This window comes from Staphylococcus debuckii (genome assembly GCF_003718735.1).
GTDB classification, from domain to species: Bacteria; Bacillota; Bacilli; order Staphylococcales; family Staphylococcaceae; genus Staphylococcus; species Staphylococcus debuckii.
Window position 1 is genome coordinate 1,395,390 of record NZ_CP033460.1, and the last position, 26,222, is coordinate 1,421,611.

Below are 26,222 nucleotides of genomic sequence, written 5' to 3' on the forward strand. Positions count from 1 at the left end.
ATAGAAAGGGCGTCAATATATGAATGTGAGAAAACTTACTTTAACTTCGATGTTTATAGCGATTAATGTGGTTTTAAGCAGTATTATAGTTATACCATTAGGTCCGATTAAAGCCGCACCGGTTCAACATATGATTAACGTGTTATGTGCGGTATTTGTAGGACCTTGGTATGGATTGGCGCAAGCATTTTTATCTTCAGTCATCCGTATGATATTCGGTACAGGCTCAGCCTTTGCCTTTCCCGGTAGTATGGTGGGAGTATTGCTAGCTAGTTTGTTATACCGTTATCGTAAACATCTATTTATGGCAGCATTTGGTGAAGTCATCGGTACAGGGTTAATCGGAAGCTTTATGTGTATTCCGTTAGCTTGGGTTATCGGATTGCATAGTATCGCAATCAAACCGCTTATGCTGGCATTTATTACTTCTAGTGCGTTAGGTGCTTTTATCAGTTATGTATTATTGATGATATTATTTAAAAAAGGAAAGCTTTCAAGATGGTTGCCTAAAGATTAGTATGAAAGTAAAGAAGGGCTGGGACATAATTATTTCTTGTCCCAGCCCGTTCTTGCCTTAATAAGCAGTTTTATTTTGTGATTGATCTCTTAATTGAATATAGCGATCGATATAATTTGAGAATGCACCATCTACATTTGCATTAATCAAGTTTTTCATTGCAAGTTGCGTATTGGCAGTATAAGGATGAACAAGTAAGCCATGTTGATGCAATCGTTCAACTTGTGCCGGTGTAGCATCATGATATTCAGGACCCACTCCGCGTGCATAAGAAGCGATATAATTTAAATCTGCATCAGAATATTGCGGTAGTTGCAATGCATCTGTTAATTGAATCAGTGGTACATTAGGATTTAACTTTTTCATTTTCAATAAACTTTCTTGAGAGAATGATTGGATGACCACTTGACCATTTCGTAATTTGTCTGGCGTCATCATACCGTGTTTGTTTAAAGTCTTTAATAGTTTTTCTTCCATACCCGGATACACATTCGGTGATTTGGTTTCAATATAGTAATTAGTATTTGAACCATAACGTTTCAAGATTTCATCTAAAGTAGGAATTTTAGCCCCCGCATATTTAGGATTCGCATATTGTGGATTTTTTTGGTTAAACCAACTGCCGACATCCATTTTTTTCAATTGCGCAGTTGTGTAATTTTTAACTGGACCATGGTACTTGCCGCCTGTAGTTCGATCCACTGTTTCATCATGCATCGCAATTAAATTGCCATCTTTGGTCATTTGCAAATCTAATTCTATGTAATCTGCGTGCAAATCGTTTTTGGCTTTATCATAAGCAAAGAAAGTATGCTCGGGTGCATAACCGCTTGCGCCTCGATGTGCAATGGCTACGTTTCTATCAAGCACATTTTTATTTTGCTCCTGATTTGTATGGGCTGCAGAAGAGTTATCCGGTGAGACGGGACCTGTTCCGCCACCGCTGGCTAATGCACTTTGCACGCCTGCAAGAATAGTTGTTGAAAGTATTGCTGATGTTAATAAAGTTTTACCTAATTTCATCTTGAATCCCCATCTCCTTTTTAAAATCTAAGATTAATATAACAAAAGTCTATATACAATATTTTAGTTTTAACTATAAATACATATAAATTTACTACATATTAAAAATAGATTAACTTGCTTAGCAATTTTGTTTTTTCAAGTATACCATGAAAATGAGAAACTCGTATGCAAAGATAGAATTTGTTAAAATAGATGAGTTAAGAGAAAAGCAATTCACATTGTTTGCGTAAATCAACGAAAATGTATAAAATATATTAAATTAAAAAAGAATTAAACCGATAATAGAAGGAATGATTAAGAATCATGACAAATGTAACGCCGATGATGCAGCAATATTTAAAGATTAAATCACAATATCAAGACTGCTTGTTATTTTTCAGATTAGGCGATTTTTACGAAATGTTTTTCGAAGATGCGAAAGAAGCTTCTAGAGTCTTAGAAATTACACTGACCAAGCGTGACGCGAAAAAAGAAAACCCGATTCCAATGTGCGGAGTGCCTTATCATTCAGCGGAAAGTTATATCGAAACTTTAATCAATGAAGGTTATAAAGTCGCTATTTGTGAGCAAATGGAAGATCCGAAAACCACTAAAGGAATGGTTAAAAGAGAAGTTATCCGTGTCGTTACACCTGGGACTATTATGAACCAGGGCGGTATGGATGAAAAACAAAATAATTATATCTTAAGTTTTATTAAAGAAGGCTCAGCTATCGCGCTCAGTTATTGCGATGTATCAACAGGTGAGTTGAAAGTCACTCAATTCAGCGATGAAAGCATGTTGTTAAATGAGATTACGACCATTAACCCGAATGAAATTGTGACTGCAGAACAAGTCAGCGATGCGTTGAAACAACAAATGAGCTTAGCAACTGAAACGATTACTGTTGTGGACGAAATCAGTCACGAAATGTATGAAGTGAACCAAATAGAAGATACCTTGATGCATCAGGCTGTACAGTTGCTCCTAGATTATATTCATCATACGCAAAAACGCAGCTTGAATCATATTGAAGCAGCACAAGCATATGAGGCAGTAGATTACATGAAAATGGATTACTACGCCAAACGTAATCTCGAACTGACAGAAAGTATCCGCTTGAAGTCTAAAAAGGGAACTTTATTGTGGTTGATGGATGAAACGAAAACACCGATGGGAGCACGTCGTCTTAAACAATGGATTGACCGTCCATTGATTTACAAACAAGCAATCAACGAACGTTTAGATGCAGTTTCTCAACTGATTGATCGCTTCATCGAGCGCGATACCCTCCGCAACTACTTAAATCAAGTTTATGATATTGAACGTCTTGTCGGACGTGTGAGTTACGGAAACGTCAATGCAAGAGATTTAATTCAATTGAAACATTCTATTGCGGAGATTCCTAATATCAAAGCATTACTGGATGACTTTGATGAGGAATTACCTGAACAATTCCGCCAGTTAGAACCCTTAAATGATTTGCTCGATTTACTGGAACAAAGTTTAGTAGAAGAACCGCCGATTTCAGTTAAAGATGGCGGCCTATTCAAGCAAGGTTTCAATACACAGCTAGATGAATACTTAGAGGCTTCAGTCAACGGTAAACAATGGTTGGCGCAACTGCAAGCCAAAGAAAGAGAACGTACGGGTATTAAATCGCTTAAAATCAGTTTCAATAAAGTGTTTGGTTACTTTATTGAAATTACCCGTGCTAATTTAAATGGTTTTGAACCAGCAGACTATGGTTATAATCGCAAACAAACACTTTCTAATGCTGAACGTTTTATTACTGATGAATTGAAAGAAAAAGAAGACATCATTTTAGGGGCAGAAGATAAAGCGGTCGAACTAGAATACCAACTTTTTGCGAAATTGAGAGAAGAGGTTAAAGCCTATACTGAGCGCTTGCAGAAACAAGCGAAGCTCATTTCAGAGATTGATTGCCTGCAAAGCTTTGCAGAAATTGCGCAAAAATATAATTATGTACGACCTGAATTCAGTGATGATAAAACATTGGACCTTGTCGATTCACGACACCCAGTGGTTGAACGGGTCATGGATTATAATGATTATGTACCCAATGATTGCCGTCTTGATCAAGAAGATTTTATTTATTTGATTACTGGACCTAACATGTCAGGTAAATCTACGTACATGCGCCAAGTAGCCATTATCAGTATTATGGCGCAAATGGGAGCTTATGTACCATGTGGCTCTGCGATTTTGCCGGTATTCGACCAAATATTTACACGTATCGGTGCAGCAGACGACTTAGTCTCCGGTAAAAGTACTTTTATGGTAGAGATGTTGGAAGCACAAAAAGCCTTGACTTATGCTACAGCAGACAGCTTGATTATTTTTGATGAAATCGGTCGAGGAACTTCTACCTTTGATGGTTTGGCGCTGGCTCAAGCGATGATCGAATATGTAGCTGAGACTTCACACGCCAAGACTTTATTTTCTACTCATTACCATGAATTGACTGCTCTGGATCAATCTCTTGCATGTCTGAAGAATGTGCATGTCGCAGCAAATGAATATCAAGGGGAATTAATCTTCTTGCACAAAGTCAAAGATGGCGCAGTAGATGACAGCTACGGAATCCAAGTGGCGAAGCTGGCAGACCTGCCTGATCAAGTCATTGAGCGCGCGCAAGTCATTCTAGATGCCTTTGAAGAAAAGGATGCACCACACCCGCAAATCAGTCATTTACCATCCCAAAAAGAATCCGTCGTCAAAGAACCAGAAACAGAAGCGCTTCAACATGAAAAAGAACCCGAGAGTGAACAGTTCCAACAAGGCACATTCGATTTATTTGAAACACCGCCTGCAGAAAGTGAAATTGAAGCAGAATTGAAGAAAATCAACATTTCTAATATGACACCGCTTCAAGCACTCAACAAACTCAGCGAACTTCAAAACCAACTAAAATAAGAGGTGAGAAATCATGGGCAACATTAAAGAATTACAAACTTCACTCGCTAACAAAATAGCAGCAGGTGAAGTAGTAGAAAGACCAGGCTCTGTCGTCAAAGAGTTATTGGAAAATGCCCTTGATGCTAAAGCAACCGAAATTAATATAGAAATCAAACAATCCGGCATCGAATCTATACGCGTAGTGGATAACGGAACAGGAATCGAAGAAGATGACCTGCATCTCGTCTTCCATCGACATGCAACAAGCAAATTGCATGAAGACAGCGATTTATTCCATATTCGGACGCTAGGCTTTCGTGGTGAAGCCTTGGCCAGTATTTCATCCGTCGCAAAGGTAACATTGCAGACATGTACAGACGGACAAAGTGGTCATGAAATTTATGCAGAAGACGGAGCAATTCTAAAACAGAAACCTGCCAAAGCCAAAAAAGGTACAGACATTCTCGTCGAATCACTCTTCTACAATACACCCGCACGCTTGAAATACGTGAAAAGTCTTTATACCGAACTTGGCAAAATCACCGACATCGTCAACCGCATGGCCATGAGCCATCCTAGTGTCCGCTTCACCTTGATTTCAGACGACAAAGTACTGTTGAAAACCAATGGCTCAGGCCGTACCAACGAAGTCATGGCCGAAATATACGGGATGAAAGTAGCGAAAGACCTCGTGCATATCACAGGCGATACCAGCGACTATCACCTCGAAGGCTACGTAGCGAAGCCCGAACATTCCCGCAGCAATCGTCACTACATTTCTATATTTATCAACGGACGCTACATCAAGAACTTTGTATTGAACAAAGCCATAGTAGAAGGCTATCATACCCTGTTGACCATAGGGCGTTATCCCATCTGCTACATCAATATCGAAATGGATCCGATACTCGTAGACGTCAACGTACATCCAACCAAATTAGAAGTACGACTTTCTAAAGAAGAGCAACTTTATCAGTTGATTGTACACAAAATTCAAGAAGCCTTTAAAGATAAAATTCTCATCCCGCACAATGATGAAAATAAACTTTATAAGAAAAATAAAGTACTAGATACTTTCGAACAACAGAAATTAGATTTTGAAAACCGTACCGCTGAAAAGAAAGCCCAGAAAGAGGAAAACGATAAGAGTACCTCCGAAACAGGCGAGCAAGTTGCTGAAGATACCTCAGAACAGGATTATAATGCGACACAACGCGCGGTGCTGCAGGATTTAGAAGAGGACAATACAAATTCAGATAATTTATTTGAACCCACACAGCGTGAAGAAGATGCAGACCATACTGAAACTTCAGATTCACCAACTAATGTCGGTGAAGAAGTGGATGTGCGTGAAACAGAAAATGCACAGCCTAAACGACGTGTTCCTTACATGGAAGTGGTTGGACAAGTCCATGGCACTTACATTATTGCGCAAAATGAAACTGGCATGTTTATGATAGACCAGCATGCTGCTCAAGAGCGTATTAAATATGAATATTTCCGAGATAAAATCGGGGAAGTCACAAACGAAGTGCAGAACTTATTGATTCCAATGACTTTTCATTTTTCAAAAGATGAACAGATGATTATCAATCAATATAAAGATGAATTAGATAAAGTAGGTGTACATCTGGAACCTTTCGGCAGTCATGATTATATTGTGAACAGCTATCCGGTGTGGTTCCCTAAAGAAGAAGCACAAGAAATTATTCAAGACATGGTAGAATATGTGCTTGAACACCGCAAAGTCGATATTAAAAAAATACGTGAAGAAGCGGCTATTATGATGAGCTGTAAGAAATCAATTAAAGCCAATCACTATTTAAGAAATCATGAAATGGCAGATTTAATCGATCAGTTGCGAGAAATGGAAGATCCATTTACTTGTCCGCATGGCAGACCGATTATTATTAGTTTTTCAAATTATGAATTAGAACGTTTATTCAAACGCATCATGTAAAGGAGAAGGCTATGAAACCTCACATCTTACCCGCAATTCGCGAAATGAAAGATTTAGAAAAACTAGCTAAAACAGATTATAAAAAATGTGTGTTATTAGATACACATATTGGACATCTGCAAGGAATTATGAGTTTGCTCGCACAACATCAACTGGAAACTTATATCCATGTAGATTTAATGAGAGGAATTGCGCATGATGAATATGGCTGTGAATACATTATTCAAAAATTTAAACCAGCAGGCATTGTTTCTACAAAACCGAAAGTGATTAAAAAAGCCAAATCTTTAAAAGTAGCGACCATCTTGCGAATATTCGTTATCGATAGTCATGCTTTAAGCCGCAGTATCGCTTTAATTAAACAAGTACAGCCTGATTATGTAGAAGCTTTGCCAGGGGTTGCCAGTAAAGTCATCAGTAAGATTAATGAAGAAACCAATATCCCTGTCATTGCAGGCGGGTTGATAGATCAAGAGCAAGAAGTTGAAGCTGCCATATCAAGTGGTGCGGAATATATTACAACGAGCAATCAATCATTATGGTAAAGAATCTGTGAATATAGTATTACAATTATGTAAAAAAATAATTGACAACGCTTTCACTAAAGTATATTCTGTTTATAAGTTAATATTTAAAACGAGAACAAGGAGACTTCTACATTATCTGGGGAACATGTAGGGGTCTTTTTGTCTTCTTATAAGGAGGAAATAGAATGAATCCATATTTTGCAGAATTTTTAGGTACTGCCATTCTGATTTTATTCGGGGGCGGGGTTGTAGCCAATTTAAACCTCGTGAAGTCTAAAGGGTTTGGCAGCGACTGGATTAACATCTCTTTAGGTTGGGGATTAGCTGTAACACTCGGTGTTTATGCAGTCGGAAAATTTTCAGGTGCACACTTGAATCCTGCTGTAACCATGGCAATTGCAATGGACGGTGGAATTGAATGGTACAAGGTACCTGGTTATATTATTTGCCAAATGCTTGGCGGTATTGTCGGTGGAGTACTCGTTTGGTTGATGTACTTGCCTCATTGGAAAGTGACAGAGGACCAAGGTGCTAAACTTGGAGTATTTTGTACAGACCCTGGCATTAAAAATTATTATGCTAACTTTTTCAGTGAAATTATCGGTACTGCAGCTTTAACTTTAGGTTTGCTATTTATCGGTATTAACAAGTTTACAGATGGCTTGAATCCGATTATTGTCGGTGGTTTAATCGTTGCCATCGGTATTAGTTTAGGCGGACCAACAGGTTATGCGATCAACCCGGCTCGTGACTTAGGTCCTCGTATTGCTCATGCGATTTTACCGATTGCTGGCAAAGGAAAATCAAATTGGTCATACGCCATTGTTCCAGTATTAGGACCGATAGCTGGAGGAATGTTAGGAGCTTGTATTTATCGAGCAGCCTACAAAGGCACTTTTGATACAATGTCATTCGTCGCAATCGTTTTAACTGCAGCAACCTTGATACTTGGTGTAGTATTAAATAAAATAGATAAAAAAGATATTGGTACGATTTATTAAAAAAATTGGGGTTTTTTTAACAATATTAATTGAGGAGTTATGACTATGGAAAAAGAAAAATATATTTTATCAATAGACCAAGGAACGACAAGCTCTCGTGCAATTCTTTTCAATAAAGAGGGTGAAATTGTCACTACCGCACAACGTGAATTTACACAGCACTTTCCGCATAATGGTTGGGTTGAACATGATGCTAATGAAATTTGGACATCAGTGTTATCAGTTATTGCGACAGTATTAAATGATGATGATATTTATCCAGATCAAATTGCCGGTATCGGTATTACGAACCAGCGTGAAACGACTGTCATTTGGGATAAACATACAGGACGCCCGATTTATAATGCAATTGTCTGGCAATCTCGTCAAACTCAAGATATTATCCAAAGTTTGAGAGACCAAGGATATGAAGACACTTTCCGTGAAAAGACTGGTTTAGTGTTAGACCCTTATTTCTCTGGCTCAAAAATTAAATGGATACTAGATAACGTGGAAGGCGCGCGTGAAAAAGCTGAAAATGGCGATTTATTATTCGGTACCATCGACTCTTGGCTTGTATGGAAATTGTCAGGTAAAGCTGCACACATTACGGACTATACGAATGCCAGCCGTACTTTGATTTATAATATTCACACTTTAGAATGGGATGATGAATTACTGGAAATCTTAGATATTCCTAAACAAATCTTACCTGAAGTTCATGAATCGAGTGAAATCTATGCGAAAACGAAAGATTACCATTTCTTCGGTCAAGAAGTACCGATTGCAGGTATTGCCGGTGACCAACAGGCAGCTTTATTCGGGCAAGCATGTTTCGAACGCGGAGACGTAAAAAATACGTACGGTACAGGCGGCTTTATGTTGATGAATACGGGTAAAGAAGCGGTCAAATCTGATAGTGGACTACTGACTACAATTGCTTTCGGCTTGAATGGTGAAATCAACTACGCTCTAGAGGGCTCAATCTTCGTATCAGGTTCTGCAATTCAATGGTTGCGTGATGGTTTACGAATGATTAATTCTGCACCTGAATCAGAAAACTATGCCAATCGTATCGAATCTACGGAAGGAGTTTATGTTGTACCGGCCTTTGTTGGCTTAGGCACACCTTATTGGGACTCTAATGCACGCGGTGCAATCTTCGGTATTACTCGCAGCACCGAGAAAGAGCATTTTGTACGTGCGACATTAGAATCCTTATGTTATCAAACACGTGATGTAGTTGAAGCGATGGAGAAAGATTCAGGTATTACTGTAGAAAGCTTACGCGTGGATGGCGGTGCAGTGAAAAATAACTTCTTGATGCAATTCCAAGCAGATATTGAAAATATTAAAGTGGAACGCCCAGTCATTCAAGAAACAACAGCACTAGGCGCAGCTTATTTAGCGGGATTAGCAGTAGGCTATTGGGAAAGCAAAGATGAAATTGCTGATCGTTGGAAATTAGATAGAGCATTTGAACCTGAAATGTCAGCTGCAGAGCGCGAAAACTTGTATAAAGGTTGGAAAAAAGCTGTAGAAGCTACACAAGTTTTTAAATTAGACGACTAAATTTGAATTGTGCTACAATAAAGATAAGTTAATAAATGTGACTCGAGAATGAGAGAACTGTTCGTACAATTTTATGAAATGTATGGGATAGGTCTCTCATTTTTTAATATTAAGGGTTTTTAAAAAATGGACAGCTTGTCTCATATATGCACTGACAATAACTAGGAGGCGTTTTAGATGAGTTTATCAACTTTAAAAAGAAATGAAATTAAAGACAATTTTAAGAACCAAGAGTATGACATCGTTATAATTGGTGGAGGTATTACAGGTGCAGGGGTTGCCTTAGATGCTTCACAACGCGGCATGAAAGTAGCACTTGTTGAAATGCAAGACTTTGCACAAGGAACAAGCTCTCGTTCAACTAAATTAGTACATGGCGGTTTACGTTACTTAAAACAGCTGCAAGTTGGGGTTGTAGCTGAAACTGGCCGCGAAAGAGCAATCGTTTATGAAAATGGTCCACATGTAACCACACCAGAATGGATGTTATTGCCGATGCATAAAGGCGGTACTTTCGGTAAATTTTCTACTTCCATCGGTTTAGCGATGTATGACCGTTTAGCAGGCGTTAAGAAATCAGAACGTAAGAAAATGTTGAGTAAGAAAGAAACGTTAGCTAAAGAACCTTTAGTGAAAAAAGATGGTCTCAAAGGCGGCGGTTATTACGTTGAATATCGTACAGATGATGCGCGTTTGACTATCGAAGTATTAAAACGTGCTGCTGAAAAAGGTGCGGATATTCTTAACTATACAAAATCAATGGATTTCACATATGATGACAAAGAAAAAGTAAACGGCATTCAAGTTACAGACATGTTGACGGATGAACCTTACACAATTCATGCTAAAAAAGTCATCAATGCCAGCGGTCCTTGGGTAGATGAAGTCCGCAGTTCAGACTACTCTAAAAACAATAAACAACTGCGTCTGACAAAAGGTGTGCATATTGTTATTGATCAATCTCGTTTCCCATTACAACAAGCGGTTTATTTTGATACTGAAAAAGACGGCCGTATGATTTTTGCTATTCCACGTGAAGGAAAAGCATATATCGGCACTACAGATACTTTCTATGATAATGATAAAACTTCACCGCTTCCAAACCAAAAAGATCGCGATTACTTGATTGATGCAGTGAATTATATGTTCCCTGGGTTAGATATTAAAGATGAAGACATCGAATCTTCATGGGCTGGTGTCAGACCTTTAATTTTAGAAGAAGGAAAAGACCCATCAGAAATTTCACGTAAAGATGAAATTTGGGAAGGTAAATCTGGCCTGTTGACGATTGCAGGCGGTAAATTAACAGGTTATCGTCATATGGCTAAAGGTATTGTAGATTTAGTTTCTAAACGCTTACAACAAGAGTACAAATTAAAATTCAAACCTTGTGAAACTAAAGAACTTAAAATTTCTGGCGGAGATGTCGGTGGCAGTGCCAACTTCGAACAATTTGTTAAAGAGAAAATGAAAGAAGGTGAAGCATCTAACTTAGATGCTAAAACAGCTGAAGATATCGCTAGACGTTATGGTTCTAATGCGGATCAATTATATCAAATCGCTTATACTGCCCAATATCAAAATTCAGGTTTACCAGTCGAACTCTACACTGAGTTAGTATACGGTATTCAACACGAAATGGTTTATAAACCGACTGATTTCTTGATTCGTCGTACAGGAATGTTATATTTTGATATTGAAGATGTGAAGAAATATAAAGAAGCGGTCATGGATGTCATGTCTCAATTATTAAATTATGATGCAGAACAACGCGCGCTTTATGCTGAAGAATTAAATGAAGCCATTGAAGAAGCGACACATGGCAATCATCAACCTGCTGAAAAATAAAAAAGTGAGAGATTATGTCCGGCATACTTGTGCCTTTATAATCTCTGGTTAGAAAAAACTATGAGGAAATCTATCTAATGCGGTAGATTTCTTCGTAGTTTTTTTAGTGTGTTTGAGGCGGGATAGCGGTGGATTGGATAGAAAATGAATGGATTGTTGAGATATTGGCCAAGATGGAGAGCAACGTGTCCAATAAACGGATATATTGGCCAAGATGGAGAGCAACATGTCCAATAAATGAATATATTGGCCAAGATTATGAGCAACGTGTCCAATATCCTGCTAATTTAGACATAACTTGTAAACTAGTGTCCAGATTAAGGTGTTTTCTGGACATAACTTGTAAAATAGTGTCCGGATTAAGGTGTTTTCTGGACACAACTCGCAAACTAGTGTCCAGATTACGCTCTTTTCTAGACACTTCTCACAAACTAATGTCCAGATTCCAGCATAATCTAGACACTTCCCACAATATAGTGCCTAAACCGCCCTTCAAGCTAGAACAACCCACCCACTTACCCCGCACTCTCCAATTTTTATTTTTTTAGAGGTGATATCGGGCTGAAAACACGCTTATGATATGTCATAATAGTCTATAATAATAATAAAATGATTGATAAGATAATGAGTTTCAATCAATCAAATTGTATTGACGTATTACGCGGAGGTAATATTATGTGTCCAAATACATTTAAAATCACAGTTGAAGATGGTACAAATCTTGAAGTGAAACTTGATAAAGCGAATAAAGAGAGAATCGGAATCGTACATATTTTTCATGGCATGGCTGAACATATGGGTCGATATGATTTATTTGTAGAATCGTTGAACCAACAAGGTTATGATGTCATTCGTCATAACCACCGTGGCCATGGTAAAGATATTATTGAACGTGAACGCGGCCATTATGACAGTATGCAGATAGTAGCTGCAGATGCGTATGAAATTCTTCAAACATTGTATCCAGAACGAAACGGCTTGCCATATATCGTATTAGGACATTCAATGGGTTCTATTATCGCTAGAAAATATGTCGAAATGTATCCTGACACAGCACAAGGATTAATTTTGACGGGCACAGGCCTTTTCCCTAAAGTTAAAGGCAATTTCTTGGTAATTGGCATGAAACTTATCTCGTTAATATTAGGAAAAAGACGAAGATTGCGATGGGTCAATAATTTGGTGTTTAAACCCTTTAACAAGCGCATTCCTGATGCCAAGACGGAAAGTGATTGGCTATCGACGAAGAAAGATGAAGTGAATAAGTATTGCGAGGATCCATATTGTGGATTCTTAATGTCCAATCAAGCAATTTATGAAACAATTCATGAAATGATGGTCACAAGCAGACCTTCTGAAATTAAGAAGATGAATCCGGATTTACCCGTTCTCTTGATTTCTGGAAAAGAAGATCCATTCGGTGATTATAGTAAAGGTATCCGCAGATTAGGTGTAGCGATGAAACGTAACGGCGTGCAACATATTACTGTACAGCTTTACCGTAATAAACGTCATGAGATTCTCTTTGAAGAGGACCATCTCCAAACATGGAATAATATGTATGATTGGATTAAGAAAAATATTCTGAAAAAAATAAAGTGAGTGAACATAATGACAACGAATAAACCCTTATTAGTAGTAATTGTCGGTCCTACTGCTGTAGGGAAAACAGAATTAAGCATAGAATTAGCCAAACGTGTCGACGGTGAAATCATCAGTGGTGATTCTATGCAAGTATATAAAGGTATGGATATAGGTACAGCCAAAGTTTCAGAAACAGAAATGGAAAGTGTCCCACATTATTTAATTGATATTCTAAGTCCTGACGAAACTTTTTCAGCCTTTGATTTTAAAACGCGCGCACAACAATTAATCACAGAAATTACTGAACGAGGCCATGTTCCGATTATTGCAGGAGGAACAGGTTTATACATACAGTCGCTTATTTACGATTATCCTTTTGATAAAGAAGAAATTTCTGCGGAAAAGGAAAAAGAAGTGAAGGAAAAGATGGCTGCGTTAGAAACACTTTCTAATGAAGAATTGCATGAATATTTGAGTACTTTCGACCCTGAATCTGCTGAAGCTATTCACCCTAATAATCGTAAAAGAGTATTGCGTGCCGTTGAATATTACTTAAAAACAAAAAAAGTTTTAAGTTCTCGCAAGAAAACAGTACAATTTACAGAAAATTATGATACATTATTAATAGGGGTAGAAATGTCGCGCGAAACATTGTATCAACGAATAAATAGTCGTGTGGATATTATGCTAGAACACGGTTTATTAATTGAAGTAGAGGAACTGATGAAGAAGGGCTATACAAACTGTCAAAGTATGCAAGCCATCGGTTATAAGGAACTTATACCGGCTGTCAACCATGAGACAACCATTGACCAAGCTGTCAATACTTTGAAGCAACATTCTAGAAACTACGCAAAACGACAAATGACTTGGTTCAAAAACAAAATGAACGTTCAATGGTTTGACAGAGAACAAACATCACTTCCATTGATATTAGATGAGGTTACTGCCCAAATAAAGAAAAGGAGAGAAAGTTGACATGATAGACAAAAACATCCAAGACAAAATTTTACAAGAATTCAAAGAGGGGCAAGAAGAATTAACAGTATTCTTATTGAATGGGTTCCAAATGAAAGGAACTATTGTAGATTTTGATGACAGCGTTGTAAACCTTTTATCTCAAGGTAGAAATCATTTAATTTACAAGCATGCAATCAGCACATTCACTCAAGAGCCTGCTGAAGTAGAAGCTTAATTAAAAAATTGCTTAAATTACAGTAAGGGATAAACTGAGATTGCGTCACGACCGCATAACCGTATTATCACAATCTTTATCAAGCGCGACGGTAAAATTGGATGTTAATACAACATAAGTTTTTCATACTGTATATTCAATCAGTCCATTAAAAATCATTTTTTAAAATTCTCAAAAAAACAACCGCACAAGACAACGGTTTCTCAATACATAGGTGTATTGACCGGTGTTTTGTGCGGTCTTTCTTTTATACTTTATAATAATTTCTCTATATCCGCTTCGATTTGACTCGGATTTTTTTGAGGAGAGAAACGATCGATAACATTACCGTCGCGATCTACAAGGAATTTAGTGAAATTCCATTTAATTTTACTATTAAAGAAACCATTTTGCTGTTCAGTCAAGAATTTGAATAAAGGATGACGATTTTCGCCATTAACTTCAATTTTTTCATGCATTGGGAAAGTTACACCGTAATTAATTTTACAATTTTGCATCGCTTCTTGACCATTGCCCGGCTCTTGTTTGCCGAATTGATTACATGGAAAGCCAAGTACTACGAATCCTTGCTCTTTATATTTCTCGTATAAAGCTTGTAAACCTTCAAATTGTGGTGTAAATCCACATTGACTTGCTGTATTGACGATCAACATTACATCGCCTTTATATTTCTCTAATGAATACGTGCTACCGTCGATTTTAGTTACTTCAATATCATAAATACTCATAATTCATTTCACCTCTTATGAAAACAAGGTATCATATTTCGCTGTAATAGTCTTTCTATATGCACTGTGATAGAATAGGAAAGGATTACAGGTATAAATAAGAGTATAGAAATTTTAAATAGATGCGTAGAGAAAGGGGATTATTTTTTGCCTCAAGAAAAAATTTATGATACTGAAGAAGCAGTAGAAAAAGCACTTCTTATCGGGGTAGATGCCTATGACGAAAAAGAATATGATTTCGAATCTACCATGGAAGAATTAAAAGCTTTATCTGAGTCGTGCCGCTTAGAGGTCATTGGTGAAATTACTCAAGCGAAAGACCGCATCGAAGAAAAGACCTACGTCGGCAAGGGTAAACAATATGAAATTAAAGACTTTGTAGAAATGTATGACGTAGATGTGGTAGTAGTCAATGATGAATTAACAACTTCACAATCTAAGAGTTTAAATGATACTTTAGGCGTTAAAATTATCGATAGAACACAGTTGATATTAGAAATATTTGCGATGCGTGCCAGCAGTAAAGAAGGTAAGCTGCAAGTTGAGTTGGCTCAATTAGATTATTTGATGCCACGCTTGCAAGGCCACGGTAAAAGCTTATCCAGATTAGGGGGCGGCATTGGAACAAGAGGTCCAGGTGAAACGAAACTTGAAACGGACCGTCGTCATATCCGTCGTAGAATGAATGAAATTAAACATCAATTGAAAGCGACAGTTGAACATCGTGAGCGTTACCGTAGCAAACGTCGCCAAAATCAAGTATTCCAAGTGGCGCTAGTCGGTTATACCAACGCAGGCAAATCTACCTGGTTCAATATTTTAGCAGATGAATCTACTTATGAAAAAGATTTATTATTTGCGACTTTAGATCCGAAGACACGTCAAATTCAAATCAATGATGGATTTAATTTAATTATTTCAGATACTGTAGGATTTATCCAAAAACTGCCGACAACATTAATTGCAGCATTCAAATCAACTTTAGAAGAAGCAAGAGATGCTGACTTATTGCTTCATGTGGTAGATGCCAGCAATGAGGATTACCGTGCGCAATTTGATACAGTTAATCGTATTATCGGCGACTTGGAGATGGATAAGATTCCTCAAGCGGTGATTTTTAATAAGAAAGACTTGAGTGATGGACTCGCACCAGCTTCTCAATTTCCAAATGTGTTTGTTTCAGCTAAAAATGAAGAAGATAGAGAACGTGTACGTGAATTGTTAATCACGCAAGTTGAGAAACAAATGGAACCTTATACAGAAGGAGTACCGGCAAATGATGCTGACCGTCTTTATTTCTTGAAAAGACATACCATCATTACCCAATTAGAGTTCAAAGAAGATGATGAAAGCTACTTAGTAGAAGGTTATCGACAACAAAATAACGATGAAGGAAAGAAGCAAGAATAAATGAATTTAGAACAATTGATTCAAGAAACTGAAAACACGTTACAGCCCTTTTTTAGAAAAATAGAAGAAAGGGCTTTTCGCAATCAAGCAAAAGTTCTCGATGCTTTTCACGCAGTAAAGGCATCAGAATCAGATTTACAAGGTACGACTGGTTATGGTTACGATGATATCGGACGTGATCATCTGGAAGAAATTTACGCCCATACTTTCAAAGCAGAAGCAGCATTAGTACGTCCGCAAATTATCTCAGGGACGCACGCTATTACCATTGCCTTGCAAAGCTGTTTGAAATATGGAGATGAGTTGTTATACATTACTGGAAATCCCTATGATACTTTATTGGAAGTGATAGGCGTCAATGGTAATGGAATCGGCAGTTTGAAAGAAAATGGCGTCTTGTATCGTCAAGTGCCGTTGACACATGATGGTTATATTGATGTAGAGATGGTATTAGAGACTATTAATGAACAGACGAAAGTCGTAGCAATACAGCGTTCTAAAGGATATGATCAACGCCCATCTTTAGACGTGGACGAAATTGAACAGGCGATTCGTCAAATTAAAGCGCACTATCCAGAAGTGATTGTCTTCGTAGATAATTGTTATGGAGAATTTGTAGAAGAGAGAGAACCAATTGAAGCGGGTGCTGATTTAATTGCTGGCTCCTTAATAAAAAACCCAGGAGGCGGTCTTGCGCGAATCGGCGGATATATTGCCGGCAGATTGGATTTGATTGAGCGATGTGGTTATCGATTGACTGCGCCTGGAATAGGGAGAGAAGCGGGTGCTTCATTAGATGAATTGCCAAGTATGTATCAAGGGTTCTTTTTAGCACCGCATGTGGTAAGCCAAAGCTTGAAAGGTGCGTTGTTTACAAGCTTGCTACTTACAAAGCTGAAAATGCGTACGGTGCCGGCGTATGACACACCTAGAACGGATTTAATACAGACGATTCAATTTGATACTGCCGAACAGATGATTCGTTTCTGTCAAAGTATACAAGCCGCTTCGCCTATTAATGCGCACTTCAGTCCGGAGCCCAGTTATATGCCCGGTTATGAAGATGACGTGATTATGGCTGCAGGTACCTTTGTGCAAGGTTCATCGATTGAATTATCGGCTGACGGTCCTATACGCCCGCCATATGAAGCATATGTTCAGGGCGGATTGACTTATGAACATGTGAAGCTGGCTGTTATCAGAGCAGCGGAACAACTTCTTGAAGAAGGATTAATTCAATAGATTGGAAAACAACCATTCCTTAAGCGAGGTTTGCTTTTAATGAGGAGTGGTTGTTTTTTATGTTGTAGGTGGAAAAATTGGGCGATCTAGACATAAGATTATGAGAAGTGTCTAGAAAATGTATACTTAAAGTGAACGTGTGAGAGAAAAAGAAGGTACATGAATCAACTAAGTGGGGAGAACGTTATGGTTCTGACTTATCGTACCTTATTGTTTGTCTTATCATTAATGATGCTAGTGTGCTTTGAAGCAAGTATGGCTTTAGAACATGTGTTTTTCTATTCTAAACTTGCAGTCTACCTTACAGCAGCTTCATTCATTTTGTATAAACTTGGCAAGGTGAAACGTAATAAAAGATTAAGATAGCAACAAAAAAAGAGGCCGTTATGGCCTCTTTTTTTATCCCATTTGTTTAGCACCTAAGTGCGATAATACGATTTAAGATTAATACAATTTCATGTATTGTTCTCTTTCCCATTCAGAAACTTGAGTTCTGTAATAATCCCACTCAATTGATTTAGAGTTGATGAATTGGTTATAGATATGTGAACCTAAAGCATCTTTAATTGCCTTGTTATCACGCATTGCTTTTAATGCAGTATATAAAGTTGATGGTAAATCTTCAATGCCGATAGATTCACGTTCGTCGCGATTCATTTCGTAAATATTTTGGTTAACTGGTTCTGGAACTTTCATTTTGTTCTTAATACCGTCTAATCCAGCTTCTAAGATTGCTGCTAAAGCCATATAAGGGTTAGCTGCAGGGTCTACTGAGCGTACTTCTACACGAGTAGATAATCCACGTGAAGTAGGGACACGTACTAATGGTGAACGGTTTTTACCACTCCAAGCGATATAACATGGTGCTTCATAGCCAGGTACTAAACGTTTATATGAGTTAACAAGCGGGTTGCAGACTGCAGTGAATCCACGTGCGTTTTTCAAGATACCTGCGATGAATTGATAAGCTTCTTCAGTCATTTGTTCTTTGCCATCTGGATCATAGAAGGCATTTTCTTTACCTTTGAATAATGAAACGTTGAAGTGCATACCGCTTCCGTTTACACCGAATAATGGTTTCGGCATGAATGTAGCATGCAAGTTATGTTTACGAGCGATTGTTTTTACAACTAATTTGAATGTTTGGATGTTGTCGCATGCAGTAACTGCATCTGCGTATTTGAAGTCGATTTCATGTTGGCCAGGTGCAACTTCATGGTGGCTGGCTTCAATATCGAATCCCATATCTTCAAGTTCTAATACGATATCACGACGGCAATTTTCACCTAAGTCTGTTGGAGCCAAGTCGAAATAACCGCCATGGTCATTTAATTCTAAAGTAGGTTCGCCTTTGTCATCTAATTTGAATAAGAAGAATTCAGGTTCAGGTCCTAAGTTGAAATCTGTAAATCCTAAATCTTCCATTTCTCTAAGTATACGTTTCAAGTTATTACGAGGGTCACCAGCAAATGGTTCGCCGTCAGTAGTGTAGACGTCGCAGATTAAACGTGCAACTTTTCCTTGTCCTGCTGTCCATGGGAAAATTACCCAAGTGTCTAAGTCAGGATATAAATACATATCTGATTCTTCAATTCTAACGAAACCTTCGATAGATGAACCGTCGAACATCATTTCGTTATCTAAAACTTTTTCTAATTGACTTACAGGTACTTCAACGTTTTTGATTGTTCCTAAAATGTCAGTGAATTGCAAACGCAAATATCTTACATTTTCTTCAGTAGCAAATTTGCGGATATCCTCTTTTGTAAATGAACGTTTTGGCATGTTAAATCCTCCAGTGAATTATTTGATAAAACGAGATAGGTCTCCTCGGTTTATCGGTATAGCTTCTTGTTGCGGTTTCTGTGTTGCTTCTACGATAACATGTTTTCTCAATGCTGTTTCTTCGCTTGATAAATGACTTTCATCATCCGTCAGAATTTGTTTGATCGCTTTTAAATTAAAACCTTTTTCCAAAAGGCGTTTAATCTCTAACAAGCGATCTAAATCATTCATTGAAAAAAGCCGTTTGTTGCCTGGTGATCTCTGTGGTTTGATGAGTCCATGTGTTTCGTAATAACGTATTTGTCTTGGTGTCAGTTCAGTCAACTGATTTACGACACTCATAGAGAAGACGGCCATATTTCTGCGTAAAGCATCATTCGACATGTTCCATCACCTCTATTTTTGAACTTGATATTAATTTAGCATAGTTTCTTAAGTAATACAAAAATATGTAAGGTTTCCTGACATTACTCACAAAATCCTTATATATCAAGGTTTGAGAAGGGGAGAAAGTAGGACGAAGCGCTCTTTTTCTGTAAATTGTCAAAATTAATACAAAAAGAGAGAAATATTTCCGTTTCACCTCTGTTTATACATAAAATAAGCTGGGACATTGATGGCATCCCAGCTTTATATAACATCTTATAGAAAATTAAAGCTCATTAATTTTAGCTACTACATCTTCGTACTTGTTTAAATAAGACTCAAACGCTTCGCCTAAATGTGATTTGTCTTTACTTTCATCGCTTGCTACTTTAGCTAATTCATCGTAGAATTTGCGTGCTTCTTGTGCAAAAGACTTAAATTCTAAATTTTCTACGTCATCGTGTGTTGATACAAAACCATCTACTGCTTCTAACGTTGAAAATATTTCGCTTAATAAAATGATTTCAGACTTAGAAATGTCTTTGTTGTTAGGATTAATCTCATTTTGGTATAAATCATCGAATGTTTCGTTAATAAATTCAACTTTCTCATTTAAATAGCTTTTAATTTTTTGTTTGTTTGGCATATATCATCACTCCTTAATAACTGTAATACCTAAACTTTTACTGAATTAAACATTTGGAGAAGGAATTTTTGTGAAAAGAGTGAAAAATTAGCGAGTTATAATTATGAAGTAATTTCAGACTAAAAATGTTAAAATAGCTACATATCTATGGTCTTTAATTATTGTTGATAACTATTATAAATAAACTCATCAATAATCAATTAAAAAATTGACGCAAAAGATGTGTTAGATTGATAAGAAGGAGAGTGAGAAAATGTTCTCATTTGAAGTGCCCGGATTACTTGGAGATATATTATCAGGCATCTTTATTTTATTTACAATTTTAAATTTGATTGTAGCCTTTAATATTATCTTTATCAAAGATCGAAGTACCAGCTCGACTTGGGCTTGGCTGTTTATTTTATTTATTGCCCCAGTGCTTGGTTTCTTCCTTTACCTTTTATTTGGCAGAGGTGTCTCTAAAAACAAACTTTACAAGGATTATCGTAAAGATATAGAAGAATTTGAAAATATCCTGAATGAGCAAAGATACCAAGTAAAACATCATAACTTAGAAACAGATAATAAGATTGTAGAAAAGCACCATGATTTAGTAAATATGTTACTGACAAGACAACCCGCTTTCTTAACGGAAGATAATGATGCTGAAATTTTTGTAGATGGCCATAAACTTTATGACAAGATGATTGAAGATATCATGAAAGCTAAAAACCATATTCATTTAGAGTATTATACTTTTGAATTAGATGGATTAGGTCATCGCATTATTGATGCTTTAGAGCAGAAGCTCGAAGAAGGTGTAGAAGTATTGCTGCTTTATGATGATTTAGGTTCTAAAAAATTGAGTATCAGACAATTTAAGCGCTTTAGAAAATTAGGCGGCCAAGTAGAATCATTCTTTGCGAGCAAACTACCGTTGATTAATTTCCGAGCAAATAACCGAAACCACCGTAAAATTGTAGTGATTGACGGAGAAATTGGCTACGTCGGCGGTTTCAATGTCGGCGATGAATACTTAGGTTTGAGTAAGAAATTCGGTTATTGGAGAGATACGCACGTCAGATTAAAAGGTGGAGCAGTCGATGCCTTACAGTTACGTTTTATTATGGATTGGAATTCTCAATCTAAACGTGAACATTTAAAATTAAAACCCGCTTATTTCCCAGTGAAAGAAAAAGAGGGAGACGTATCTGTACAAATCGGTTCGAGTGGTCCGGATGACAGTTGGCATGAAATTGAATTCGGTTATACTAAAATGATCAACTCAGCAAGAGATTCTATTTACATGCAAAGTCCTTACTTTATTCCAGATAATTCTTATATTAATGCAATTAAAATGGCTGCAAATTCAGGAGTCGACGTACATTTGATGATTCCTGACATGCCTGACCATCCTTTCGTGTATTGGGCAACGTATTATCATGCGGCAGAGCTATTGGATGCGGGTGTAAAAATTTATACTTATAATAACGGATTCATACACTCCAAAGTAATGGTGATTGATGATGAAGTAGCCAGCGTAGGATCTGCTAACATGGACTTCCGAAGCTTTGAGCTTAATTTTGAAGTCAATGCCTTTATGTACAACAAAGATGTAGCAGTAGAATTACGTAAGGCATTTGAACACGATTTGACTTTATCTACACAGCTCACTAAATCACGTTATGCCAAACGTTCAAATTGGATTAAGATGAAAGAAGGCTTCTCTAAGCTGATTACACCAATTTTATAAAAATAAGAAATTCCAGCTACTCCTTAATTAGGAAAAGCTGGAATTTTTTACTTTCTTTTATGGTGAGTCTCTTCTTTGTTTTTACGATGTTTAGCTTGGTTCTGTTGAATCACAAATAAAATAAAGCCGATTAACATTCCCATTAAGACACCAATTACTGCAGTGACTAGTAAAGGAAGTTTAAATATATATTGCAATACCAAACCAACTATAATAGCCACGGCAACTGCTACAATCGTTACTAAATTTTCTCTGATGGCATTCATGTGGACGCCTCCTCGTTCTATTTAAGATTAACTCTATCATATCAAATTTTATGTCTCTAGAGAATTGACGATAATATTCAAAAAAAGGTATGATAATTCGGTGCACTATATAATGAATAAGCAGGTGGTCAACTTTGAAACAAAAAACCTTATCAACAATCCTGACTGTGGCTGTAATAGCGCTTATCGTATTAGGATTTCAGTATTTTAATCATTCAGGGCCTTTTAAGCATTCCAGTTCTCAATCTACTCACACATCGATGGGAGACAAAGAGAAGGTACAAGTGAAACGTGTGATAGATGGTGACACGTTTATCGCTACAGATGAGCATGGAAAAGAAATTAAAGTAAGGATGATCGGCATGGATACTCCTGAAACAGTAAAACCTAATACGCCTGTACAACCCTACGGTAAAGAAGCTTCTAATTATTCTAAAAAGACATTGAATCATCAAACCGTATATTTAGAATACGATAAAGAGAAAGAAGATCGATATGGCCGGAATTTAGCCTATGTCTGGCTAGACCAAGATCATATGTATAATAAAGAACTCGTTGAAAAGGGATTAGCTCGAGAAAAATATTTCGCTCCGAACGGTAAATATAGAGATATGTTTAAAGATGCGCAAAAGCAAGCGCAAGAAAAGCACTTGAATATTTGGAGCCAATCCAATTAAATAAGAAAAGTATCAGTACAACGTCACATGGCGTTGTGCTTTTTGTTTGTAAAACACAATAAGTTTTTTGGTTTGAGAAGTGGGTAATTAATGATTGAGAGAAATATATAGGAGGTTTTATTTTTATGGTTGAAGTAAATAATGTAGCAGGCGTAACAAAAGTTGCAGATAATGTTGAAAGAGTCGCTGTATTAGAATTTTCATTTGTTGATGATTTAGTTGCTTTAGGTATTAGTCCAGTCGCAATTGCAGATGACGGTAATAAAGATAAAATTATTGAACCTGTACGTAAGCACTTAAAAGATTATATTTCAGTCGGCGAACGTGAAAACCCAGACCTTAATAAATTGCGTGAAGCGGAACCTCAATTAATTATTGCAGACAGTACACGTCATAAAGATATTTACGACGAATTAAATAAAATTACACCTACTATTTTATTAAACAGTTTCGGCGGTGACTATAAAGAAAACCTTGAATCGTTTAAAACTGTCAGCCAAGCTGTTTCGAAAGAAGAAGAAGGTAAAAAACGTTTAGAAGAACACGATAAAAAAGTAGACGAAGGTTCTAAAAACATCAGCATTGACAAAAAGTTATCTACACTTCCAGTAGTGCCAGCTAAAATCGGTGTAGCTGCACACAGTGATAAAAGTTATGTAGGACAATTCTTAGAAATTTTAGGATTTGACATTCCATTAAGTCAACAAGATGCAAATAAATATAAACCTTATTTAGATGGACCTTATTTACAAATGACACCTGATCAACTTGCTGAATTAGACCCAGAACGTTTGATTATCATGTCAGATGAAGAAGACAAAGACGCATTAGAAAAGCTTGAAAATGCAGATGCTTATAAAAAAATTAAAGCTGTTGAAAATGACCATGTGCATAAAGTAGGAAGATTAGCATGGGCTAAATCAAGAGGTCTAATTGCATCAGAAAACATTGTGAAAGAATTAAGTGAATTTAAATAATAACTTAGTTAAATAGAAATAGTTAAAACCGAGGAGTAGTATCTCCTCGGTTTTTTAATGTGCAAAATAATTAGATTTTATTGATTAAGATAATTAACGGCCGCTTCACAATCTTGCTTAGATAAATCATGTTTAGATTGCGCAATCATTTCTTCTACAGCATCACGTAAAGAACGTTTTGAAGAAGCTGTAGCTACATATTTCTCGCGTTCAGTAGGACCATCTATAATATTAATAGAGCCGTCATTGAAATAAACAACGCCTACACTGGTAATTTTCTGATTAAAGTTTTTTTCATAAGCGTCCTTCAACTCTTTTGAATTAACAGCAGCAGCTAAATAAGGATCATAGTCATAGAAATCAAATTCTACGCGGTTATTTTTAATCTTTTCGGTGAAAGTGTACACATCGCGACGTGAAGATTGAAATTGACTTTGATATTGGTCAGCAATATAATGTCCGATAATTTGGTCTAAACTTTCGCTTTCAGTTTTTATTTCGTTTTCCGGATCTGCACTGAAATGATAAAAAGTTTTTTCTTTCCAGTTCTTGACATCGATATTTAATAGACCTTTATCGGTAATCACAATATAATCGAACGTACGGAGTTGTTCGAATAAAGGATGTTTTACTGCTAAGTTGCCAGTTGAAAAGATAGTGAAAAAATTAATTTTGCCTTCTTCTTTAAATTTTTCTAAGATATCTGTAAGTGCTTGCTTAGCTTTACGTATGCCATAATGATGTTGTTGATGATTGCTGTCATTAATCATTTCATTGCGCAGTGAAGTCACTTCTGAACGCAAGGTGTTCACTTTGCTGACAAGTTGATTCTTAGAATAAACTTCTGTATCTAGACGATGCTGCATAATACTTCTAGATACAAATAAGGCAACAATCATTAAAATAATGATAGCTACTAAAATTAACGTTAAAAACATAAAGAATCATTCCTTAATAAAATTTAGTTATAGATTATAATGTACCCTTATAATCTAACTCTTACTTATAAAAATCAATGATTTTGGCTTTAAGATTATATTAAGCTAATATTTTGTAAAAATAAAAGCAGTTTAAGCAAAACATAAGTTAGAATGCTTAAACTGCCGTGGTTGTGTCAGTTAATAGTTTGTTTGAGTGTTAAATCTCTTGGGAAAATACCAAGAACATATAGATTAATTCATTTCTGGCAATACATTCTTTTGTAAAGCCTCAAATTCGTTTAATAGATATTTAATTTTTTCAATTTGATTTTCGTTAAGGGTAATAAACACTTTTCTCTCGTCTTCGTTAGAGCGTTTTTTCCCAATAATTTGCTGGTCAGTTAACGTCGTTAGGGATTTATGTACTTCCATCAAACTAAATGTAAGATTTCTTTTTACTTGGTATAATGGTATGCAAGTGCTATTGCATGCAAGTAAATGTTTAAGGAATAATAAATCATTCAATTTTAAATCATAGTGCTTCTTAACTAGATTTAATAATTGTTTTCGATGCAATTCATAATAGAATATAGATTCCGATGCTTGAGTCATAGGGGATTGCATTTTTTCACCTCTTATATTTTTATATTGAACTGACATCTTTTATTATATTAAATTTTTAATACGATTAAAAGAGTTATTTTTTACTTATTAGTTAATTTTCTGTGTCAACAATTTAAAATTGGTTTAACTTAATATTAAACATAGTTTATAAAACTAATAGGTTTACTTTTCATTACAAAAGGAGTTAAAAACTTTGTCTTCTAATATAAAGCGCCACAACCATTTATATAATATTTATAATACGATTCAACCCGATTCAGTTATAGCTTTAGATAATCATCCTACGGCCTATTTCATTATCAATCTTTTGAATGACAAGCAGGTGAACGTGTCTGTAGTGACTTATTCCACAGACATTTTGAAATATTTATGTAGAAATACTAACTTTAATATAGTGTTCACTTCTGGGAAAATTGACTCAGGATTACATACGATTACAGGTAAGGAAGTCATCAAAAAATTTGAGCAGCTGCAAATAGACTATTATTTTTGTGAAGCGAACTACTTGGATTCCGATGACAACTTATATCAAATTCATGAAGATATCGCTCGAATCCAGACGTGTTTAATCAGTCGATCTAAAGCGTCGTATCTCATTAACTATCCAGCACTTTGCAGTGATGATTATAATCAGAAATTGTCATTAATTGGTCAACTTGTTTAATATAGACAAGTTTGACTGACGGGGATAAAATATATATGAAATTATTTGTAAATGCGTTATACTATAATTTGTAAGCGC

The 26,222-nt window shown here is 36.4% G+C and carries 25 protein-coding genes; 17 read left to right on the forward strand and 8 right to left on the reverse strand.

The features are described from left to right. Nucleotides 1–19: 19 nt before the first annotated feature. Complete coding sequence (gene thiW / locus CNQ82_RS06550) at nt 20–517, forward strand: energy coupling factor transporter S component ThiW (protein ID WP_123144599.1); 498 nt, start codon at nt 20–22, stop codon at nt 515–517. Between the two features lie 57 nt (nt 518–574). Here thiW and CNQ82_RS06555 read toward each other — a convergent pair whose 3' ends face one another. Further along, on the reverse strand, nt 575–1,540 hold the full coding sequence (locus CNQ82_RS06555) for a glycerophosphodiester phosphodiesterase (RefSeq protein WP_123144600.1): 966 nt from the start codon (nt 1,538–1,540) through the stop codon (nt 575–577). A gap of 306 nt (nt 1,541–1,846) precedes the next feature. On the opposite strand from CNQ82_RS06555, the gene mutS reads away from it, so the two are divergent. The 9 genes from mutS (at nt 1,847) to hfq (ending at nt 14,107) form a co-directional block, all read left to right on the forward strand. Beyond that, the gene (mutS, locus tag CNQ82_RS06560; RefSeq protein WP_123144601.1) at nt 1,847–4,459 is read left to right on the forward strand and encodes a DNA mismatch repair protein MutS; all 2,613 of its coding nucleotides are present in this window, start codon (nt 1,847–1,849) and stop codon (nt 4,457–4,459) included. Between the two features lie 13 nt (nt 4,460–4,472). After that, on the forward strand, nt 4,473–6,401 hold the full coding sequence (mutL, locus tag CNQ82_RS06565) for a DNA mismatch repair endonuclease MutL (protein ID WP_123144602.1): 1,929 nt from the start codon (nt 4,473–4,475) through the stop codon (nt 6,399–6,401). A gap of 11 nt (nt 6,402–6,412) precedes the next feature. Then, the gene (locus CNQ82_RS06570) at nt 6,413–6,946 is read left to right on the forward strand and encodes a glycerol-3-phosphate responsive antiterminator (protein WP_123144603.1); all 534 of its coding nucleotides are present in this window, start codon (nt 6,413–6,415) and stop codon (nt 6,944–6,946) included. Between the two features lie 167 nt (nt 6,947–7,113). Further along, nucleotides 7,114–7,929, forward strand: a complete 816-nt coding sequence (locus CNQ82_RS06575) for an MIP/aquaporin family protein (RefSeq protein ID WP_123144604.1) — start codon at nt 7,114–7,116, stop codon at nt 7,927–7,929. Nucleotides 7,930–7,974: 45 nt separating this feature from the next. After that, the gene (gene glpK, locus CNQ82_RS06580; RefSeq protein ID WP_123144605.1) at nt 7,975–9,480 is read left to right on the forward strand and encodes a glycerol kinase GlpK; all 1,506 of its coding nucleotides are present in this window, start codon (nt 7,975–7,977) and stop codon (nt 9,478–9,480) included. A 177-nt stretch (nt 9,481–9,657) separates the two neighbouring features. Then, nucleotides 9,658–11,328, forward strand: coding sequence for a glycerol-3-phosphate dehydrogenase/oxidase (locus CNQ82_RS06585; protein WP_123144606.1), 1,671 nt, complete (start codon nt 9,658–9,660; stop codon nt 11,326–11,328). Between the two features lie 675 nt (nt 11,329–12,003). Next, nucleotides 12,004–12,930 (forward strand): alpha/beta hydrolase, encoded by a 927-nt coding sequence (locus CNQ82_RS06595; RefSeq protein ID WP_123144608.1) that lies wholly within the window; start codon nt 12,004–12,006, stop codon nt 12,928–12,930. Nucleotides 12,931–12,936: 6 nt separating this feature from the next. Continuing rightward, nucleotides 12,937–13,890 carry a tRNA (adenosine(37)-N6)-dimethylallyltransferase MiaA gene (miaA, locus tag CNQ82_RS06600; RefSeq protein ID WP_206125383.1) on the forward strand — a complete coding sequence of 318 codons (954 nt, stop codon included), beginning with the start codon at nt 12,937–12,939 and terminating at the stop codon, nt 13,888–13,890. Between the two features lies 1 nt (nt 13,891). Continuing rightward, nucleotides 13,892–14,107: an RNA chaperone Hfq gene (gene hfq, locus CNQ82_RS06605; protein WP_123144610.1), complete on the forward strand. Its 216-nt coding sequence runs from the start codon at nt 13,892–13,894 to the stop codon at nt 14,105–14,107. A gap of 254 nt (nt 14,108–14,361) precedes the next feature. Here hfq and CNQ82_RS06610 read toward each other — a convergent pair whose 3' ends face one another. Further along, nucleotides 14,362–14,835, reverse strand: a complete 474-nt coding sequence (locus CNQ82_RS06610) for a glutathione peroxidase (protein WP_123144611.1) — start codon at nt 14,833–14,835, stop codon at nt 14,362–14,364. 147 nt (nt 14,836–14,982) lie between these two features. On the opposite strand from CNQ82_RS06610, the gene hflX reads away from it, so the two are divergent. The 3 genes from hflX to CNQ82_RS06625 all read left to right on the forward strand — a co-directional run bounded on the left by hflX (nt 14,983) and on the right by CNQ82_RS06625 (nt 17,853). Further along, nucleotides 14,983–16,245: a GTPase HflX gene (gene hflX / locus CNQ82_RS06615; RefSeq protein ID WP_123144612.1), complete on the forward strand. Its 1,263-nt coding sequence runs from the start codon at nt 14,983–14,985 to the stop codon at nt 16,243–16,245. Further along, nucleotides 16,246–17,487 (forward strand): methionine gamma-lyase family protein, encoded by a 1,242-nt coding sequence (locus CNQ82_RS06620; protein WP_123144613.1) that lies wholly within the window; start codon nt 16,246–16,248, stop codon nt 17,485–17,487. It abuts the gene before it with no gap. Between the two features lie 159 nt (nt 17,488–17,646). Continuing rightward, the gene (locus tag CNQ82_RS06625; RefSeq protein WP_164711951.1) at nt 17,647–17,853 is read left to right on the forward strand and encodes a hypothetical protein; all 207 of its coding nucleotides are present in this window, start codon (nt 17,647–17,649) and stop codon (nt 17,851–17,853) included. A 78-nt stretch (nt 17,854–17,931) separates the two neighbouring features. Here CNQ82_RS06625 and glnA read toward each other — a convergent pair whose 3' ends face one another. From glnA to CNQ82_RS06640, 3 genes are all read right to left on the reverse strand, one after another. Then, the gene (gene glnA, locus CNQ82_RS06630) at nt 17,932–19,272 is read right to left on the reverse strand and encodes a type I glutamate--ammonia ligase (RefSeq protein ID WP_095105505.1); all 1,341 of its coding nucleotides are present in this window, start codon (nt 19,270–19,272) and stop codon (nt 17,932–17,934) included. Between the two features lie 18 nt (nt 19,273–19,290). Beyond that, entirely contained in the window at nt 19,291–19,656 is a 366-nt protein-coding gene (locus tag CNQ82_RS06635) for a MerR family transcriptional regulator (protein WP_095105503.1), read from the reverse strand. Nucleotides 19,657–19,924: 268 nt separating this feature from the next. Then, complete coding sequence (locus CNQ82_RS06640) at nt 19,925–20,284, reverse strand: hypothetical protein (protein ID WP_123144615.1); 360 nt, start codon at nt 20,282–20,284, stop codon at nt 19,925–19,927. Between the two features lie 253 nt (nt 20,285–20,537). Between CNQ82_RS06640 and cls the strand changes: the two genes are divergently transcribed. Then, a complete protein-coding gene (gene cls, locus CNQ82_RS06645; RefSeq protein ID WP_123144616.1) occupies nt 20,538–22,016 on the forward strand; it encodes a cardiolipin synthase in 1,479 nt (492 codons plus the stop codon). A 47-nt stretch (nt 22,017–22,063) separates the two neighbouring features. Here cls and CNQ82_RS06650 read toward each other — a convergent pair whose 3' ends face one another. Beyond that, nucleotides 22,064–22,282, reverse strand: coding sequence for a hypothetical protein (locus CNQ82_RS06650; protein ID WP_095105497.1), 219 nt, complete (start codon nt 22,280–22,282; stop codon nt 22,064–22,066). Nucleotides 22,283–22,416: 134 nt separating this feature from the next. Here CNQ82_RS06650 and nucI point away from each other — a divergent pair, with 134 nt between their 5' ends. Then, nucleotides 22,417–22,959: a thermonuclease NucI gene (gene nucI / locus CNQ82_RS06655; RefSeq protein ID WP_123144617.1), complete on the forward strand. Its 543-nt coding sequence runs from the start codon at nt 22,417–22,419 to the stop codon at nt 22,957–22,959. A 125-nt stretch (nt 22,960–23,084) separates the two neighbouring features. After that, nucleotides 23,085–23,936, forward strand: a complete 852-nt coding sequence (locus CNQ82_RS06660; RefSeq protein ID WP_123144618.1) for an ABC transporter substrate-binding protein — start codon at nt 23,085–23,087, stop codon at nt 23,934–23,936. Between the two features lie 77 nt (nt 23,937–24,013). Here CNQ82_RS06660 and CNQ82_RS06665 read toward each other — a convergent pair whose 3' ends face one another. Next, entirely contained in the window at nt 24,014–24,874 is an 861-nt protein-coding gene (locus CNQ82_RS06665) for a hypothetical protein (RefSeq protein WP_123144619.1), read from the reverse strand. A 234-nt stretch (nt 24,875–25,108) separates the two neighbouring features. Continuing rightward, a complete protein-coding gene (locus CNQ82_RS06670; protein WP_206125356.1) occupies nt 25,109–25,480 on the reverse strand; it encodes a transcriptional regulator, SarA/Rot family in 372 nt (123 codons plus the stop codon). A gap of 193 nt (nt 25,481–25,673) precedes the next feature. Between CNQ82_RS06670 and CNQ82_RS06675 the strand changes: the two genes are divergently transcribed. After that, nucleotides 25,674–26,144, forward strand: a complete 471-nt coding sequence (locus tag CNQ82_RS06675; protein WP_123144620.1) for a sugar phosphate isomerase family — start codon at nt 25,674–25,676, stop codon at nt 26,142–26,144. The last annotated feature ends 78 nt before the right edge of the window (nt 26,145–26,222 follow it).

What these genes read in the sequence shown, in the direction of transcription:
- thiW (WP_123144599.1), top strand. Translation starts at nt 20, where the DNA reads ATGAATGTGAGAAAACTTACTTTAACTTCGATGTTTATAGCGATTAAT.
- CNQ82_RS06555 (WP_123144600.1), bottom strand. Translation starts at nt 1,540, where the DNA reads ATGAAATTAGGTAAAACTTTATTAACATCAGCAATACTTTCAACAACT.
- mutS (WP_123144601.1), top strand. Translation starts at nt 1,847, where the DNA reads ATGACAAATGTAACGCCGATGATGCAGCAATATTTAAAGATTAAATCA.
- mutL (WP_123144602.1), top strand. Translation starts at nt 4,473, where the DNA reads ATGGGCAACATTAAAGAATTACAAACTTCACTCGCTAACAAAATAGCA.
- CNQ82_RS06570 (WP_123144603.1), top strand. Translation starts at nt 6,413, where the DNA reads ATGAAACCTCACATCTTACCCGCAATTCGCGAAATGAAAGATTTAGAA.
- CNQ82_RS06575 (WP_123144604.1), top strand. Translation starts at nt 7,114, where the DNA reads ATGAATCCATATTTTGCAGAATTTTTAGGTACTGCCATTCTGATTTTA.
- glpK (WP_123144605.1), top strand. Translation starts at nt 7,975, where the DNA reads ATGGAAAAAGAAAAATATATTTTATCAATAGACCAAGGAACGACAAGC.
- CNQ82_RS06585 (WP_123144606.1), top strand. Translation starts at nt 9,658, where the DNA reads ATGAGTTTATCAACTTTAAAAAGAAATGAAATTAAAGACAATTTTAAG.
- CNQ82_RS06595 (WP_123144608.1), top strand. Translation starts at nt 12,004, where the DNA reads ATGTGTCCAAATACATTTAAAATCACAGTTGAAGATGGTACAAATCTT.
- hfq (WP_123144610.1), top strand. Translation starts at nt 13,892, where the DNA reads ATGATAGACAAAAACATCCAAGACAAAATTTTACAAGAATTCAAAGAG.
- CNQ82_RS06610 (WP_123144611.1), bottom strand. Translation starts at nt 14,835, where the DNA reads ATGAGTATTTATGATATTGAAGTAACTAAAATCGACGGTAGCACGTAT.
- CNQ82_RS06620 (WP_123144613.1), top strand. Translation starts at nt 16,246, where the DNA reads ATGAATTTAGAACAATTGATTCAAGAAACTGAAAACACGTTACAGCCC.
- CNQ82_RS06625 (WP_164711951.1), top strand. Translation starts at nt 17,647, where the DNA reads ATGAATCAACTAAGTGGGGAGAACGTTATGGTTCTGACTTATCGTACC.
- glnA (WP_095105505.1), bottom strand. Translation starts at nt 19,272, where the DNA reads ATGCCAAAACGTTCATTTACAAAAGAGGATATCCGCAAATTTGCTACT.
- CNQ82_RS06635 (WP_095105503.1), bottom strand. Translation starts at nt 19,656, where the DNA reads ATGTCGAATGATGCTTTACGCAGAAATATGGCCGTCTTCTCTATGAGT.
- CNQ82_RS06640 (WP_123144615.1), bottom strand. Translation starts at nt 20,284, where the DNA reads ATGCCAAACAAACAAAAAATTAAAAGCTATTTAAATGAGAAAGTTGAA.
- cls (WP_123144616.1), top strand. Translation starts at nt 20,538, where the DNA reads ATGTTCTCATTTGAAGTGCCCGGATTACTTGGAGATATATTATCAGGC.
- CNQ82_RS06650 (WP_095105497.1), bottom strand. Translation starts at nt 22,282, where the DNA reads ATGAATGCCATCAGAGAAAATTTAGTAACGATTGTAGCAGTTGCCGTG.
- CNQ82_RS06660 (WP_123144618.1), top strand. Translation starts at nt 23,085, where the DNA reads ATGGTTGAAGTAAATAATGTAGCAGGCGTAACAAAAGTTGCAGATAAT.
- CNQ82_RS06665 (WP_123144619.1), bottom strand. Translation starts at nt 24,874, where the DNA reads ATGTTTTTAACGTTAATTTTAGTAGCTATCATTATTTTAATGATTGTT.
- CNQ82_RS06670 (WP_206125356.1), bottom strand. Translation starts at nt 25,480, where the DNA reads ATGCAATCCCCTATGACTCAAGCATCGGAATCTATATTCTATTATGAA.